Annotated in this window: 16 protein-coding genes; 9 read left to right on the plus strand and 7 right to left on the minus strand. The window is 63.5% G+C overall.

The window, feature by feature from the left end:
* Positions 1-47: 47 nt before the first annotated feature.
* From DLM86_RS11245 to thiD, 6 genes are all read left to right on the plus strand, one after another.
* Positions 48-1073, plus strand: a complete 1026-nt coding sequence (locus DLM86_RS11245) for a ThiF family adenylyltransferase (RefSeq protein WP_110840094.1) — start codon at positions 48-50, stop codon at positions 1071-1073.
* A 27-nt stretch (positions 1074-1100) separates the two neighbouring features.
* Positions 1101-1751, plus strand: coding sequence for a thiamine phosphate synthase (gene thiE / locus DLM86_RS11250; protein ID WP_110840095.1), 651 nt, complete (start codon positions 1101-1103; stop codon positions 1749-1751).
* A 30-nt stretch (positions 1752-1781) separates the two neighbouring features.
* Positions 1782-1982: a sulfur carrier protein ThiS gene (thiS, locus tag DLM86_RS11255; protein ID WP_110840096.1), complete on the plus strand. Its 201-nt coding sequence runs from the start codon at positions 1782-1784 to the stop codon at positions 1980-1982.
* An 8-nt stretch (positions 1983-1990) separates the two neighbouring features.
* Positions 1991-2800 (plus strand): thiazole synthase, encoded by an 810-nt coding sequence (locus tag DLM86_RS11260; RefSeq protein ID WP_110840258.1) that lies wholly within the window; start codon positions 1991-1993, stop codon positions 2798-2800.
* On the plus strand, positions 2797-3924 hold the full coding sequence (gene thiO, locus DLM86_RS11265; protein WP_110840097.1) for a glycine oxidase ThiO: 1128 nt from the start codon (positions 2797-2799) through the stop codon (positions 3922-3924). Before DLM86_RS11260 ends, thiO begins: the two co-directional genes overlap by 4 nt.
* Positions 3925-3996: 72 nt before the next feature.
* Positions 3997-4836 carry a bifunctional hydroxymethylpyrimidine kinase/phosphomethylpyrimidine kinase gene (gene thiD, locus DLM86_RS11270; protein ID WP_110840259.1) on the plus strand — a complete coding sequence of 280 codons (840 nt, stop codon included), beginning with the start codon at positions 3997-3999 and terminating at the stop codon, positions 4834-4836.
* Between the two features lie 255 nt (positions 4837-5091).
* On the opposite strand, the gene DLM86_RS11275 is transcribed toward thiD, so the two are convergent.
* Positions 5092-6240: an aldose 1-epimerase family protein gene (locus tag DLM86_RS11275; protein ID WP_245954509.1), complete on the minus strand. Its 1149-nt coding sequence runs from the start codon at positions 6238-6240 to the stop codon at positions 5092-5094.
* A 116-nt stretch (positions 6241-6356) separates the two neighbouring features.
* Positions 6357-8606, minus strand: coding sequence for a heavy metal translocating P-type ATPase (locus tag DLM86_RS11280; protein ID WP_110840098.1), 2250 nt, complete (start codon positions 8604-8606; stop codon positions 6357-6359).
* Between the two features lie 165 nt (positions 8607-8771).
* On the opposite strand from DLM86_RS11280, the gene DLM86_RS11285 reads away from it, so the two are divergent.
* Positions 8772-9449 (plus strand): uracil-DNA glycosylase, encoded by a 678-nt coding sequence (locus tag DLM86_RS11285; RefSeq protein WP_110840099.1) that lies wholly within the window; start codon positions 8772-8774, stop codon positions 9447-9449.
* 63 nt (positions 9450-9512) lie between these two features.
* Here DLM86_RS11285 and msrA read toward each other — a convergent pair whose 3' ends face one another.
* Positions 9513-10478: a peptide-methionine (S)-S-oxide reductase MsrA gene (gene msrA, locus DLM86_RS11290; RefSeq protein WP_110840100.1), complete on the minus strand. Its 966-nt coding sequence runs from the start codon at positions 10476-10478 to the stop codon at positions 9513-9515.
* Positions 10479-10660: 182 nt separating this feature from the next.
* Here msrA and DLM86_RS11295 point away from each other — a divergent pair, with 182 nt between their 5' ends.
* Complete coding sequence (locus tag DLM86_RS11295) at positions 10661-11062, plus strand: aminoacyl-tRNA hydrolase (RefSeq protein WP_245954511.1); 402 nt, start codon at positions 10661-10663, stop codon at positions 11060-11062.
* A gap of 17 nt (positions 11063-11079) precedes the next feature.
* Positions 11080-11538 (plus strand): NUDIX domain-containing protein, encoded by a 459-nt coding sequence (locus DLM86_RS11300; protein WP_110840101.1) that lies wholly within the window; start codon positions 11080-11082, stop codon positions 11536-11538.
* Positions 11539-11618: 80 nt separating this feature from the next.
* On the opposite strand, the gene DLM86_RS11305 is transcribed toward DLM86_RS11300, so the two are convergent.
* The 4 genes from DLM86_RS11305 to DLM86_RS11320 all read right to left on the minus strand — a co-directional run bounded on the left by DLM86_RS11305 (position 11619) and on the right by DLM86_RS11320 (position 15090).
* The gene (locus tag DLM86_RS11305; RefSeq protein ID WP_110840102.1) at positions 11619-12695 is read right to left on the minus strand and encodes a Gfo/Idh/MocA family protein; all 1077 of its coding nucleotides are present in this window, start codon (positions 12693-12695) and stop codon (positions 11619-11621) included.
* A 113-nt stretch (positions 12696-12808) separates the two neighbouring features.
* Positions 12809-13702 (minus strand): AraC family transcriptional regulator, encoded by an 894-nt coding sequence (locus DLM86_RS11310; protein ID WP_158289427.1) that lies wholly within the window; start codon positions 13700-13702, stop codon positions 12809-12811.
* A 121-nt stretch (positions 13703-13823) separates the two neighbouring features.
* Entirely contained in the window at positions 13824-14258 is a 435-nt protein-coding gene (locus DLM86_RS11315) for an NUDIX hydrolase (protein ID WP_110840104.1), read from the minus strand.
* 4 nt (positions 14259-14262) lie between these two features.
* Positions 14263-15090, minus strand: coding sequence for a phosphotransferase family protein (locus DLM86_RS11320; RefSeq protein ID WP_110840105.1), 828 nt, complete (start codon positions 15088-15090; stop codon positions 14263-14265).
* Between the last annotated feature and the right edge of the window lie 13 nt (positions 15091-15103).

Genomic DNA, 15103 nt, shown 5'->3' on the forward strand with positions numbered 1-15103 from the left:
GGCTTTTTTGCTGTCGGAACCGACTTTGAAAGGAGGCTTGATGATCCATGACATCCGATCCGCGCTCCGGCCGGTATTCCCGGCAAATGCTGTTTCGGCCGATCGGCCCCGAAGGCCAGCGCAAGCTCGGCGAGCGCTCCGTCCTGATCGTCGGGATGGGCGCGCTCGGAACGGTGCTCGCCAACCATATGGTGCGGGCCGGCGTCGGCTTCGTCCGGTTCGTCGATCGCGATTACGTGGAGGCGAGCAATTTGCAGCGCCAAATGCTGTACGACGAGGACGATGCCGCCCGCTCGCTGCCGAAGGCGATCGCCGCCCGCGAGCGTCTCTCCCGCATCAATTCCGAGGTCAGGCTGGAGGCGGTCGTCGCCGACGCGACGGCGGACAACGTCGAAGCGCTGCTGGACGGAATCGATCTCGTGCTCGACGGCACCGACAATTTCGATACCCGTTACCTGCTGAACGACGCCTGCTTCAAGCGCGGCATCCCGCTCGTCTACGGCGGCGCCGTCGCGTCGCGCGGGATGAGCGCCGCCTTCGTCCCCGGCGAGACCGCCTGCCTTCGCTGTCTCGTACAGCCGACCGAAGGATCGGGCGACACGTGCGACATGATCGGGGTCATCTCCCCGATCGTCGACATCGTCGCCTCCTACCAGTCCGCCGAGGCGCTGAAGCTGCTCGTCGGCGACGCCGGGGCGCGCCGCCCGACGCTCGTGACGCTCGACATTTGGCATAACCACTATTATGAAATGAAGCTGCCGGCTTCCCGGAGTGACTGCCCGGTATGCAGCGGCGAGCGGTACCCGTCGCTCGAGAACGCCGAGCCCGACGGCGTCGCTACGCTGTGCGGACGCGAGACGGTGCAGATCCGGGCGAGAAGCGCCTTCGATCTGGCGCTGTGGCGCGAGAAGCTGGAGGCGGTTTGCCGCGTCCAGGCGAATCCGTTTCTGCTGAAGGCCGAGCTGCCGGAAGGCGAGCGGCTCGTCCTGTTCCCGGACGGCCGGACGCTCGTGCAGGGCACCGAGGACTCCGTCCGCGCGAAAACGTTGTACGCCCGGTATATCGGGCTGTAATCCGCCATGAATGGGGAGGGATCGACTATGAAACCGTTCAAGCTGTATGCGATCACCGGCGAGCAGTTCCACCCGGGCCGGAGCATGCTGGACGTGATGGAAGAAGCGATTTTGGGAGGCTGCGACATCATTCAGCTTCGCGACAAGAAAAGCGCCAAGCGCGACGTGCTGGCGAAGGCGAAGGCGCTCCGCGAGCTGACCCGCAGGTACGGGGTGACGTTCATCGTCAACGATCATATCGACATCGCGCTTGCGGTCGACGCCGACGGCATCCATCTCGGACAGGACGACCTGCCGCTCGCGGACGCCCGTCGCATCGTCGGCGATAAAATCATCGGCATCTCGACGCACGCGATCGAGGAAGCGCGTCAAGCGGAGCGGGACGGCGCCGATTATATCGGTGTCGGACCGGTGTTCCCGACGAAAAGCAAGGAGGATGTCGTCGCGCCGGTGACGACGTCTTACGTCCGTCAGGTGGCGGACGAAATCCGCATCCCGTTCGTGGCGATCGGCGGCATCAAGCTGCATAACGCGGACCAGGTGCTGGAAGCCGGCGCGACCCGCCTGTGCGCGATCAGCGAAATCGTCGGCAGCGCCGACGTTCGAGGTACGTGCGAAGCGTTCGTCGCCAAAATCGATGCGGCCGCCGCCCGGCTTGCCGGCGGTGCAGCCCGGTAACACGACGAAGGATGGAGGAGCGGAATCGCCATGTTGAAGCTTATCGTGAATGGCCGGTCGCGCGAAGTGGAGGAAGGCACGGTCGTCGACCTGCTGCGCGGCCACGGGTTAGACAATAAGATGGTCGTCGTCGAAATCGACGGGTCGATCGTGCCGAAGGAAGCGTGGGCGTCGACGGCGCTCGCGGACGGCATGACCGTCGAGCTCGTTCATTTTGTCGGAGGAGGATGAATACCGCCATGTCCCAACATCAGCAAGATCGGCTCGTCATCGGCGGGACGGCGCTTTCGTCCCGGTTTTTTCTCGGTACGGGCCGCTATCCGAACCCTTTCGTGCAAAACGCGGCGATCGAGGCGTCGGGCGCCCAGGTGCTTACGTTCGCCATACGCCGCGTCAATCTCGACGCCCCGGAGGACGACGCGATTTTGCAGCATTTCGAGGGCAAGCCGTTTACGTACTTGCCGAATACGTCGGGCGCCCGCACCGCCGACGAAGCGGTCCGCATCGCCCGGCTCGCCCGGGCGTCCGGCATCGGCAGCTGGATCAAGGTCGAAATCAGCGCGAACGAGAAAACGCTGCTTCCCGACCCGATCGAGACGTTGAAGGCGACGGAGACGCTCGCCTCCGAAGGCTTCGTCGTGCTCCCCTACACCTCCGACGACCCGATTCTGAGCAAGCGGCTCGAGGAGGCGGGCGCCGCGGCCGTCATGCCGGGCGGTGCGCCGATCGGCACCGGTCTCGGCATTTTGAATCCGTACAACATCGGACTGATCGTCGAGGAAGCGAACGTGCCCGTCATCGTCGATGCGGGGCTCGGCTCCGCGCAGGACGTCGTCCAGGCGATGGAGCTCGGCGTCGACGGCATTCTCATGAATACGCCGGTCGCGAAGGCGAAGGATCCGGTGCGGATGGCGCTCGCCATGAAGCTTGCGATCGAAGCGGGACGTCTGTCGTACTTGGCCGGCCGCATCCCGAAGAAGCGGTATGCCTCGGCCAGCAGCGGTCTCGAGGAGCTCGTGTCGGCGCCGACGGGGAAGCCGGGCATATGAAGACGCCGCAACCCGATATTCTCGTCCTCGGCGGCGGCGTCATCGGCTTGTCGTGCGCCTTCGAGCTGCGCCGGCGCGGCCATCGCGTGACGGTGCTCGAGCAGGGCCGCTGCGGCGGGCAGGCGTCGGGCGCCGCGGCGGGCATGCTCGCGCCGTTCGCCGAGAACGGCGAGCAGCCGGACCCGTTTTTCCTGCTCTGTCTGCAAAGCTTGCGCCTGTATCCCGATTGGCAGCTGGCCGTCAAGGAAACGTCCGGGCTCGATTTCGAATACGCCCGGACCGGCAGCCTTTATGTCGTCTACCACGAAGCGGACTCGCTCGTGCTCGCCTCGCGCAAGCGATGGCAGGACGCGTACGGCGCCCGGAGCGAGCTGCTGGACGCGGCCGGTCTGCGCCGTCTCGAGCCGAACATAGCCCCTGAGGCCGCGGGTGCGCTTTTGTATCCCGAGGAAGCGCACGTATACGCCCCGGACTACGTGCAGGCGCTAGAGGAGGCGTGCCGGCGCACCGGCGTCGTGATCCGCGACGGTCTCGGAGCCGTCGAGGTGGCGCGCTGGCTGGACGGCGTCGAGCTGCGCGCTTCGGCGTCCGGCGAGACGTTCCGCGGCGACCGGCTCGTCGTCGCGAACGGCGCTTGGGCCGGCTTGACGGAGAGCGTCTTCGGCATGCGCATCCCCGTCTATCCGATTCGCGGTCAAATTTGCGCGTACGAGACGCCCGATCGGCCGGTTCGCCATATGGTGTTTTGCTCGCAAGGCTACGTCGTCGGCAAGCGCAACGGTACGCTCGTCTGCGGCGCCTCCGAAGACGTCGCGGGCTTCGATACGACCGTGACGCGGAAAGGAATCGCCCGTCTGGAAAGCTGGAACGGCAAGCTGTTCCCGTTTTTGTCCGGCCGCCGACCGTTCCACGAATGGGCCGGGCTTCGTCCCGCCTCGCAGGACGGCTTTCCGCTGCTCGGCGCGACGAGCCGTTCGGCGTCGGTCGTATTCGCCGCCGGCCATTACCGCAACGGCATTTTGCTCAGTCCGGCGACGGCGCAAGTCGTCGCGGACGCGATCGAAGGGCGGGAGACGGCCGGCTTGCCGCTCGGCGCCTTCGCGCCCGACCGGTTCGGCGATTGACGCCGGCCGACCCGCTTTTATGAAGGAGGCTCTCATTCCGTTATGACGAATGCGAATGCGAATGCGAATGCAATGGCAAATGGGAATGCGTCGTCGAAGCCGATTCCGAAGGCGATGACGATCGCCGGCTCCGACTCCGGCGGCGGCGCCGGCATCCAGGCCGACCTGAAGACGTTTCAGGAGCTCGGCGTCTTCGGCACGAGCGCGATTACGGCTCTGACCGCCCAGAACACGTTGGGCGTACAGGGCGTATACCCGATTCCGCTTGACGCGATCGGCCAACAGATCGACTCCGTCTTGTCCGATATCGGAGCGGACGCGGTGAAGACCGGCATGCTGTTCTCCGCGGACATTATCGCGCTCGTCGCGGACAAGCTGAAGCGGTACGGTCCGATGCCGGTCGTCGTCGACCCGGTCATGATCGCCAAGGGCGGCGCCCCGCTGCTGCAGGCGGAGGCGGTGGAGGCGCTCCGCCGCGAGCTGCTGCCGATCGCGGCCGTGCTGACGCCGAACGTGCCGGAGGCGTGCGCCATTCTCGGCATCGACCGGATCGACGACGTCGACGGCATGATCGAGGCGGCGCGGCGGCTCCATGCGCTCGGGCCGAAGCGCGTCTTCCTGAAGGGCGGCCACCTTGACGGCGACGAAGCCGTCGACGTGCTGTTCGACGGGACGGAAGCGGCGCTGTTCCGCTCGCCGCGCATCCGGACGAAGCATACACACGGTACGGGCTGTACGACCGCCTCGGCGATCGCCGCCGGCTTGGCGAAAGGGCTTCCCGCGGACGAGGCCGTCGCCGAGGCGAAACGGTTCATCACCGCGGCCATCGGCGCGGCGCTCCCGATCGGCGGCGGCATCGGCCCGACGAATCACGCGGCGCTGCGGCTGCAGGCCGCGCCAGTTCGGCCGTGACCGCGACGGACCGCGATGTGAGACGAGGCCGTGCGGCACGAAGCTGCGCTGCAGCCGCGACGCAAAGAACCCGCCGGAGCGTTTGAGCTCCGGCGGGTTCTTCGTACTGGCCGCGGCATCGGGCGCCCGGGACCGGGAGACGTCTCCTCGGCAAATTAGCGCACATTCGCACCACATGTCGCCTAACGAAACGTCCCGCCGCCGAAAACGTGCACGTTCGTACCTTTTCCGCGCCTTACCATTCGAGAATCGCCGTCAGCGCATTTCCTCCGCCGCTCCCGACACTTCCAGCTCGAGCTCGTACTTCGCCTGCTCGCCCGGCTCCAGGAAGACGAGCGTCCCGTCTCGACGCTCGTCCGCCCGTCCCCCCACGCGGCAATTTGCCGGCTCGATGCCGAGCACGTGCGTGCCGGCCGCAGGCATTTTCCATTGGACGAGCCGGGGCAGCCGGTCCGTGTTCCACGACAGCCTCACCCGGATCGGACCCGTTCCGGCCCCGCCGGCATACGGAAACCGCGGGTTGAACAGCCGCACCTCCGCGCGTCCGTCCGGCCCCGGCTTCACGTCGTGGTAATACACCCGCTCGGTATACGACGCGTCCGGCCGCTGCCACCGCTCCCAGCCGTCCGTGAGCGTCCCGGCCTCGCGAGGCGCGACGGACGTCGTATGCGGAGACTCGATCCGCGTATCGTCGTCCATGAGCGGGAAGCCGAAGTTGAAATGGTACAGCATCATATGAGGACTCGTCCGGAAGCCGGCGTTTTCCACCGTATCGCGGATGACGATCCGGTTGTCCCCGAGTCGGCTGACGATTTGGCGGGTCAACCGCAGGAAATCGCCGGCAACGGTCGCCTCCTCGATCACGCCCGACACGATCGTCTCGTAGTCGTCCCCCGTCCAGCGCCCGTGCGCCGCGACGTGTCTCGCAGGTAAATGGTGAGCCCGGCCGTGAAGCCCTTGCCGCTGGCCTACATCCACGTTCGGCGAGCCGGCTTGCGTCAACCCGCACGTCATCAGCAGCCCGCCGGTCGCGGTACGGAGCCATTCCGCACCTTCGGCGTCGTAATAGGCGGGGTGAACGTCCCCGTTCGGCGCCTGCCAGCTGATCGGCGTCCCGCCGAATTCCGCCAGCGAAATATCGAGCCCCTTCGAAAGCCCGACGTAATACGCAAGCCCCGCCCCCGTGCGGACTTGCGCCTGCTCGGAGCCGCTCTCCGCCCCTTCCGTCCACTGCAGCCGGCGAACGCCGCCGATTTGCTCGAGCCGGCCGACTCGCGCCTCCAATTCCCGTCTCGTCCACGCTTTCCCGTACAGATTCATCGGACCCTTCCCTTTCTTCGCCGCGAACCGTCTCTTCCTCCCGCCGGCCGCGCCCGTTTCGGCTATCAAGTCCGATTTTACCATGCCGGTTCCGCCGGCAGAAGCGCTTAACGGTTTCGCTTCGGCAGTCGGCGCCGAATGTCCCGCGTTCGTTCCGGACTTGTCACCCGCTCGTCCCCATCCCTACGCCTTTGCCGACTTCAAACGTTCGCGCGATGCAGTCTCAGCGAGTTGCAGACGACGGAGACGGAGCTGAGCGCCATCGCCGTACCGGCCATCCACGGCTCGAGTACGCCCGCAGCCGCGAACGGAATTGCCAGCACGTTGTAGACGAGGGCGAACATCAAGTTTTGCCGGATGTTCGCGATCGTCTTGCGTCCGATCCGGACGGCGGAGGCGACGCCGGTCAAGCTTCGCCGCATCAGCGTCACGTCCGCCGCCTCGATCGCCATGTCCGTCCCGGTGCCGACGGCGATACCGATGTCCGCCGCCGCCAACGCCGCGGCGTCATTCATGCCGTCGCCGACCATGGCGACCGTACGTCCCTCCCGCTGCAGCTTGCGGATCGCCTCCACCTTCTGCTCCGGCAGCATGTTCGCCTGGACGCGGCGGATGCCGATTTCGCCGGCGATCGCCTTCGCCGTCCGCTCGTTGTCGCCGGTCATCATGATCACCTCGATGCCGAGCCGCCCGAGCCGCTTGACCGCCTCCCTGGACGCGGCCGGAATCGTATCCTGCAGCGCCATGAACCCGGCGTACCGCCCGTCGACGGCGACGAACAGCACCGTCATCCGCCTCGCCTCGAGCTTCCCGATCCGCTCCGGATCCTCGCGCGCGGCGACGCCTTGCTGCTGAAGAAGCCGGCGCGTGCCGACCAGCACTTGCCGGCCTTCCACGACCGCCCGGACGCCGTAGCCCGGCATCGCTTCGAATCGGTCCGGCTTCGGGACGTCAAGCCCTGCGCTTACGGCCGCGCTTACGACCGCTTGGGCGAGCGGATGCTCCGAATTCCATTCGGCTCCCGCCGCCAGCCGGAGCAGCCGCTCCGCGCTTCCTTCCCGCGCTTCGCATTCGATGAGCTTCGGCTTGCCGTCGGTGATCGTGCCGGTTTTGTCGAGCACGACCGCGTCCACCCCGTGCATCCGCTCCAGATGCCGTCCTTCCTTGAACAAGACGCCGTGCTGCGCCGCCCGCCCCGTCCCGACGAGGACGGACGTCGGCGTGGCGAGCCCGATCGCGCAGGGGCAGGCGATCAGCAGGACGGAGATGGCGCGCACGAGCGCAATCGCCGTATCGCCCGACGTCGCCGCATACCAATAGACGAACGTCCCGGCCGCCAGCAGCGCGATCGCCGGCACGAAGACGGACGCGATCCGGTCGGCGACGCGCTGGATCGACGGCTTCGAGCTTTGCGCCTCCTCGAGCAGCCGGATCATTTTCGCCACCGTCGATTGGGCGCCGACGGCCAGCGCATGGACGCGCAGCGCGCCCGTCTTGTTGATCGTGCCGCCGATCACCCGATCGCCCGGCCGCTTGTCGGCGGGCTCGTGCTCGCCGGTGACGGCCGATTCGTCGACCGTCGATACGCCTGCGACGACGCGCCCGTCGACCGGTATTTTTTCGCCCGGCCGGATGACGACGACGTCGCCCGTCCGGACTTGCTCGAGCGGCAGCTGCGACTCGCCTTCGGCGCTCCAGACCGCGACCGTTTTCGGCTGCATGTCGTGCAGACGCCGGATGGCCGACAGCGTTTTGTTTTTGGCCAGCGACTCGAGCCATTTGCCGAGATGGACGATCGTAATGATCATCGCGCTCGTCTCGTAATAGAGCGTCGCATGCCCCGTACCCGCATGAGCGCCGTGGCCGGCCATCCCGCCGTGCGCGTACGGCCCCGTCACCGTCAAATAATGGCTGTAAAAAAACGCGACCGACGTTCCGAGCGCGACCAGAACGTCCATATTCGCCGTTCCGCTTCGCAGCGCCCGGAAAGCGCCGAAGTAAAACGTCCGCCCGAACCAGAATTGGACCGGCAGCGCGACGGCGAACTGGAACCACGGATCCATGAACAGATCCGGCATCCAGACGCCGGACGTAAATGACCAATGGCCGAACATCGTCCACAGCAGCGGCAGCGACAAAAGCGCGCACCATAGAAACCGGTTGCGGAGCCGGTTGCGCTCCTCGTCCCGGCTCCGTTCCTCCTCGCCTTCCCCCGCGATCGCCTGCAGCCCGTAGCCGAGCTGCGCGAGCTTGTCGCCGATTTGCGGCACGCCGATTCGATCCCGGTAAAACGCCACCGCCATACGTTCCATCGCCAAATTGACCGTCACGCCGTCGATTCCGTCCATCCGTCCGAGCGCCTTCTCGATCCGCGTCGCACAGGCGGCGCACGTCATTCCCGTCACCCGGAACGTGGATCGCTCGAGCGGCGAATGGGAGTTGCGGCTCATCGTCCTCACCTCGATTGTGACAAGCGTTATACACCCCATGTATATGGATCGGCCGGAACTTTCATGCTGGCCCGATCGGGCTAAGCGGCCGCATGGCGGTCACAAGTCTATCGATCTGTGCTACAATGATAGAGTCCATTTTTCATTGTCAGGAGACGTTACAGCATGGCGACCATATTGAGAAACGACTGGGCCCCGCTGCTCGAAGCCGAGTTCGGGAAGCCTTATTATGCGGAGCTTCGCCGCTTTCTCGCGGAAGAATACCGGAGCGGAACCGTATACCCGGATATGTACGACATTTACGCGGCGCTTCATTTGACCGGATACGACGATACGAAGGTCGTCATTTTGGGGCAGGACCCGTACCACGGCCCCGGACAAGCGCACGGGCTCAGCTTTTCCGTCAAGCCGGGCGTGCCGGCGCCGCCTTCGCTGCAAAACATTTTCAAAGAGCTGAAGGACGACTTGGGCTGCAGCATCCCGAACAACGGGCATCTGATCAAATGGGCCGAGCAAGGCGTGCTGCTGCTCAACACGGTGCTTACCGTCCGGGCGCACGCGGCGAACTCCCACCGCGGAAAAGGCTGGGAGTCGTTCACCGACCGCGTCATCGCGCTGCTGAACGAGCGGGAAAAGCCGGTCGTCTTCATCCTGTGGGGCAGCCCGGCCCAGCAAAAAATGCAGCATATCGACGCGACCCGCCATTGCATCATCCGCTCGCCGCACCCGAGCCCGTTGTCCGCGCACCGCGGCTTTTTCGGCAGCCGGCCGTTCTCGAAGGCGAACCGGTTTTTGCGGGAACGGGGGCTGGGCGAGATCGATTGGCAAATTCCGGATTTGTAAGCGGGCGCATGCACGAATATCATAAAAAAAGCCGGACTCCCGCGAGCCCGGCTTTTCTTCGTATCAATCGAACAACGCCAAAAAGCGGCCGTAGCCTTCCTCCTCCAGCTTCTCCTTCGGCACGAAGCGAAGCGCGGCGGAATTGATGCAGTACCGGAGGCGCGACGGCAGCGGACCGTCTTCGAACACGTGGCCGAGATGCGAATCGGCGTCCTTGCTCCGCACCTCCGTTCGGATCATGTTGTGCGTCAAGTCGATATGCTCCGTTACGCGCTTGTCGTCAATCGGCTTCGTGAACGACGGCCAGCCGCAGTTCGAATCGAACTTGTCCTTCGAGCTGAACAGCGGCTCCCCGGAGACGATGTCGACATAGATGCCCTCTTCCTTATGGTCCCAAAACGCGTTGCGGAACGGGGGCTCCGTGCCGTTGTTTTGCGTCACCTCGTACTGGATCGGCGTCAGGCGGCTTTTCAGCTCCTCGTCCTTCTTCTTGTCCTTCCACGTTTCCTTCAAAAACTTCGCCCGCCCGGAACCGGCATAATACGCCTGATACCGAACCGGATTCGTCTTGTAATACCCCTGATGATAATCTTCCGCCGGATAAAACGGCGCGGCCGGCACGATCGGCGTCACGATCGGCTTATCGAACGTCCCGCTGGCCTCGAGCCGCCGTTTGGACCGTTCGGCGATTTCGCGCTGCTTCTCGTCGTGAACGAAAATCGCCGTCGTGTACGAATGTCCCCGGTCCGCGAACTGTCCGCCCGGATCGGTCGGATCGATCAGCCGCCAAAACAGCTCGACCAGCTCCTCGTACGGGACGATGTCCGGGTCGTACGTAATTTGCACCGCTTCGACATGGCCCGTCGTATCCGAGCATACTTGCTCGTACGTCGGATTTTCCACATGGCCGCCGGTATACCCGGACACGACCCGGATAATGCCCGGCCTTTGATCGAACGGCTTCACCATGCACCAGAAGCAGCCCCCTGCGAAGGTGGCCAGCTCGTAACGCGAAACGTCTCCGCTCATCCTGATCCCTCCTATTGAAACGTTCTTCGAACGAACGATAGCGGTTCGGTTACATTATACCATACCGTGCGGACGGTCCCCAAAGACCGGCCCGTCCGATCCGGGAGCGAAGCGCAGCGGAAACATTCGTCCTAACCGATTTTGCCGTTTACTCCCCATTCGCGATATGATAGGGTGGACAAATGAACATCCGCGACGAAGAGGAGAAAATCATGCCCGCATCGGCTCCAATCGTGCAATATTATGCGGTGAACGGCGATCTCGAGATGTCGGCCGGCAAAATCGCCGCCCAGGCCGCTCACGCCGCATCGATCAGCGTCATCGACCTGCTTCGGGGCGACGGCTCGCGTTTTCCGGCGCCCGAATACGGCGAATGGCTCGCGGCATGGTATCGCGGCGGCATGGCGAAAATCGTGCTGAGGGGCACCGAAGACGACCTTCTCCGGCTCCGCGAGCAAGGCTTTTACGCGGTGCAGGACGGCGGGAAAACGGAAGTGCCGGCCGGATCGCTGACCGTCGTCTGTTTGCCGCCGATGCCGAAATCGAAGGCGCGAAAGTACGTCGGCGGGATGAAACTGCTGTAGGAGGCTGAACAACGCTCATGAAACCGATCCGCAATTCCGCCAAAGCGATCATCCGTCGCGACGGCAAGCTGCTGCTGACGAAAAACAAAGACGCCGAAGGCTACTTCTTCCTGTTCCCAGGAGGCGGCCAAGAGCCCGGCGAACAGCTGTCGGACGCGGTCGTCCGCGAATGCATCGAAGAAACCGGCCGAACGGTTTCCGTCGGCGAGCTGGTTCACGTACGGGAATATATCGGGAAAAACCACCAGTTCGCCGAATGGGACTCCGATATTCATCAGGTCGAGTTTTATTTTCTATGCGAGCTGACGGACGCAGAGGAACGCGCTTTCGACGGACACAATCCGGATTCCGCCCAAGTCGGCGTCGAATGGATCGAGATCGACCGGCTGGACGACATCCGGCTGTATCCGCAGACGTTGATCGGCTTGATCCGCGGCGGTTCGACCGGCCGCACCTATTTGGGGGACGCCAACTGACGGGGCGACCTTCGTCGAAACGAACGAAAATCCCGGCCGAAATCGGATTCGGCCGGGATTTTCGTTGTCGCTCGCGGCGATTAGCCTTGCGCGTAAATGTGCGGGTTTTGACGGCGGCATTCTTCCATGACCGCCATTTGCTGACGTACTTGCTGCGGCGTAATTTCGAGAGGCGCTCCCGTCGTCATCGACCGGTGCAGCATTTTATACAGCGACGCGGTGTTTTGGTCGAACATGTTATAGCCTTCCACCGGCGTATATTCCCACGAATCTTCGTACCAGGTGAGCGTCTCGTTGCAGTAGGCCGGCTCGCCGTTCGCGTTGAACAGCGGCGTGCGGGTCAGCTCCTGCTTCGGCGCCTCCTCCGGCTTGAAATATTTCCACTTCAGCTTTTCGGTGTTGCCGGTCAATCCGCCGTTCGTTCCTTGGATGGTGAACATCGCTCTCGGGAACGCGGAGCACGACGAAATTTCAAGGTCGATCGTCGGGCGGCCCGGACCGCGCATAATGATTTTGACGTAGTCTTCGGCGTCGCCGAACGTATTCGCCCGGTCCATGATACACGTAATATCCGGCATGATGTCCGTTCCGAACAGCTGGAGCGCTTGGTCGACCGGGTGCGGTCCCGTGTTCAGCAGGTTGCCGCCGTTGTTCGCCTGCAGCGTCTGCCAGTCCCAGCGGCGGGCGAAGCCGTTGTTCGTGAAGTCGACCTGCACGATGCGGCCGAGGACGCCCGACTCGATAATGTTGCGGATTTGCACGAATGCCGGCATATAGCGCGATTGCTGGAAGACGGCGAGAATTTTGCCCGACTTCTCCGAGGCGGCGATCAGTTGATCCACTTCCGCCGGCGACTTGGCGAGCGGCTTTTCGCACAGCACGTTGAAGCCTTTTTGGAGCAGGTCGAGCGAGATCGGGAAATGCAGGTCGCTCGGCGATGCGTTCACGACGAGGTCGAGGTCTTCGTTCGCCACCATTTCTTCGTACGTCGCGTACGCCTTGCAGCCGTATTCCTGCTCGGCGCGGATGCGGCGGTCTTCCAAGCCGTCGGCTACCGCCGTAATTTTGTACATGTCGGGCAGCCTGACCAACAAATGCCCGTGAATGTTGCGGCCGCTCCGGCCTTGACCGATAATGCCCACCTTCAAAACGCTCATCTTCGTTTCGTCTCCTTTGGAAATGCATGAATGAATAATAGCCGTTACACGTAATGATACCGTGTAGCGGCTATCGTCGCTTGCACTATTTTTTTAATGCCGTTGATTTATTTTTAGTTGTTCAGCACCGATTTTTTGTAATCCGTCGGCGTCATGCCGGTCCGTTTCTTGAACGTGCGGATGAAGTGGCTCAAATGACGGAAGCCGACCTGAAAACAAATTTGCGTCATCGTATGCGCGTTGAGACGGATCAGCTCTTTGGCCCGTTCGATCCGAACCTCGTGCAAATATTCGACGAACGTCTGTCCCGTCGTCTTCTTGAACAGGTGGCTGAAGTAAGCCGGCGTCATGTTCGCGATATAGGCGCCCTGCTCGAGCGGGATGTCCTGCCCGTAATTTTCGTGAATGTAGCGGATGACGTCCTGGAATTGCGGATTCGGGGGACGTTGGCCGGACGCCGCTTGACGCTGCCGCTCCGTTCGGCGGAACTCGCGGTCGATCAAAATCAGCAGCTTCACGACGTTGATCTGGACGGAAAACTCGTAGCCTTCCTCTCTCTCCGCCACTTCCTCCTGGATGTCCTGGAGCAGCTGCTCGACGAGAAGCTGCTTGTCTTGCGAAATGTGCAGCCACGGCTGAAGCCATTCGGACGACGTGCCGCTCTTCTCGTATTGAACGACGTGCTGGAACAGCGATCGTGAAAACGGCTTCAAATGGTCCCCGAGAAAGGCCGGCATGAAGTCGAGCAGCACGAGCTCGCAGTCTTTGTCGTCGACCGCGTTGATGCAGTGCGCCTGCCAAGGAGGAATGATGAACAGGTCGCCTTTGCCGACGGTAAGCGTCTTGTCGCAAAAATGATGGACGCATACGCCCCGGACGACATAAGCGATCTGGATGTAGTCGTGCATATGAAGCTGCTGCCGGATTTTTTGACCTTTGTGGCGAATGAACTTGAACTGAAAGTCGTCCGTCAGTTGATCTTTGAAATACAACAGATGGGCGCTCATGACGTTCCTCCCGTGTCGCGGCATGAAAGAATGATGGCGATGCCGCTTCTCCCCTTAGTCTATTACAAATCGCCTGGGCAAACAACAGAAGGGCGGGACGTCCGGTGTCCATAAAGTGTCGCTAATTCGCCGAACGTTCGGCGAAAAAACGGAACGCCCGATCGAGCAGCACCGGGTAAATGGCCGGGTAGGTCAGCCGTTCGGGGACGGCGTCGACCGGCATCGCTTCGGCCATCTCGAACGGGGGCATTGCACCCCGCTCCGTCACTTCCGCGGCATACAGCACGCCGAAGCTCTCCGGCGCTTCGCCTCGTCTTACCGCGAACAACGCGAGCGGCGTCAAATCGTAACGCAGCGCGCCGGTTTCCTCATACAGCTCCCGCGCCGCCGCCTCGTCGGGCGTCTCCCCCGGCTCGATCCGTCCGCCGGGAAATTCCCACGTCTCGCGCGCCGCGTGGCGGCATACGAGCCATCGGCCGTTCATTCTGCTTATGACGGCGACAAATTCCGGGGCAGCCGCCGGCGCTTCGTCCCATTCGTGAATCGTGACATGCATGCCGTTATGTTCTCCCCCTTCGCTTGCGAGTCGAGGCCGCTAGCCCCTCCCGGACGAAGCCGGCCAGCCGATCCTTCTCCCGCTCGGAGAGCCGCTCGTTCAGCCGGGCGGCGGCCGCCGGTACCATCCACGAGTCGATGTCCCCGTCGGTCAACCCGGTCCGCGCCTTGTAGCGGCTCCGATAGCGGGCCAAAAGCCCGGCGCGCGCGAGCTCGATCGCGAGCCTCCCCCGCGGCGGAATATGTTCCGGCAGCGCCGCGAATCGAAGCAGGACCGTTACCCGCGCGACGTCGGAGGCCGGATCTCCCCTCCCTGCCGTCATCCAATCGATCACTTGCGGCCCGCCGCCGCCCAGCACGATGTTGTCCGGGTGGAAATCGCCGTGGCACAGCTTCGTCCCGCCGGGCAGGCGGGCGAGCACGGCCAGCACCGCTTCCTTCTCGTCGTCGGACAGCCGGTCGACCCGGCGAATGTCGTGCGCGAACGACTCCTTCCGATCGGGCAGACCGGACGCCTCGATCCGATGCATGTCCGCATGCAGGTCCGCGAACGTTCGGGCGTAATCGAACAACCTCCATGGCTTGGACCGAATGCCGTCCAGCATCGTCGGTCCGTTCGCCCGCTCGAAGACGATTCCGCTTCTTCCTTCCTCGTCCAGACGGCCGCATGGCCGCGGCGTCGGCAGGCCGCAGCCGTATGCGATCGAGCTGGCTTCGTATTCGAAGCCGATCGAGCTGGCGTGCACCCAATCCCGGTACAGCTTCAACACGCATCCGTCCCCGTATTCGAACACTTCGGCCGTCAAGCCTTGCCCGATCCGTGCGCCTCTCATCGTCTATCGCTCC

Source organism: Paenibacillus flagellatus, assembly GCF_003217775.1.
GTDB lineage: Bacteria > Bacillota > Bacilli > Paenibacillales > NBRC-103111 > Paenibacillus_AB > Paenibacillus_AB flagellatus.

Coding starts and splice junctions, on each gene's coding strand:
- DLM86_RS11245 (WP_110840094.1), top strand. CDS start 48: ATGACATCCGATCCGCGCTCCGGCCGGTATTCCCGGCAAATGCTGTTT.
- thiE (WP_110840095.1), top strand. CDS start 1,101: ATGAAACCGTTCAAGCTGTATGCGATCACCGGCGAGCAGTTCCACCCG.
- thiS (WP_110840096.1), top strand. CDS start 1,782: ATGTTGAAGCTTATCGTGAATGGCCGGTCGCGCGAAGTGGAGGAAGGC.
- DLM86_RS11260 (WP_110840258.1), top strand. CDS start 1,991: ATGTCCCAACATCAGCAAGATCGGCTCGTCATCGGCGGGACGGCGCTT.
- thiO (WP_110840097.1), top strand. CDS start 2,797: ATGAAGACGCCGCAACCCGATATTCTCGTCCTCGGCGGCGGCGTCATC.
- thiD (WP_110840259.1), top strand. CDS start 3,997: ATGGCAAATGGGAATGCGTCGTCGAAGCCGATTCCGAAGGCGATGACG.
- DLM86_RS11275 (WP_245954509.1), bottom strand. CDS start 6,240: ATGGTAAAATCGGACTTGATAGCCGAAACGGGCGCGGCCGGCGGGAGG.
- DLM86_RS11280 (WP_110840098.1), bottom strand. CDS start 8,606: ATGAGCCGCAACTCCCATTCGCCGCTCGAGCGATCCACGTTCCGGGTG.
- DLM86_RS11285 (WP_110840099.1), top strand. CDS start 8,772: ATGGCGACCATATTGAGAAACGACTGGGCCCCGCTGCTCGAAGCCGAG.
- msrA (WP_110840100.1), bottom strand. CDS start 10,478: ATGAGCGGAGACGTTTCGCGTTACGAGCTGGCCACCTTCGCAGGGGGC.
- DLM86_RS11295 (WP_245954511.1), top strand. CDS start 10,661: ATGAACATCCGCGACGAAGAGGAGAAAATCATGCCCGCATCGGCTCCA.
- DLM86_RS11300 (WP_110840101.1), top strand. CDS start 11,080: ATGAAACCGATCCGCAATTCCGCCAAAGCGATCATCCGTCGCGACGGC.
- DLM86_RS11305 (WP_110840102.1), bottom strand. CDS start 12,695: ATGAGCGTTTTGAAGGTGGGCATTATCGGTCAAGGCCGGAGCGGCCGC.
- DLM86_RS11310 (WP_158289427.1), bottom strand. CDS start 13,702: ATGAGCGCCCATCTGTTGTATTTCAAAGATCAACTGACGGACGACTTT.
- DLM86_RS11315 (WP_110840104.1), bottom strand. CDS start 14,258: ATGCATGTCACGATTCACGAATGGGACGAAGCGCCGGCGGCTGCCCCG.
- DLM86_RS11320 (WP_110840105.1), bottom strand. CDS start 15,090: ATGAGAGGCGCACGGATCGGGCAAGGCTTGACGGCCGAAGTGTTCGAA.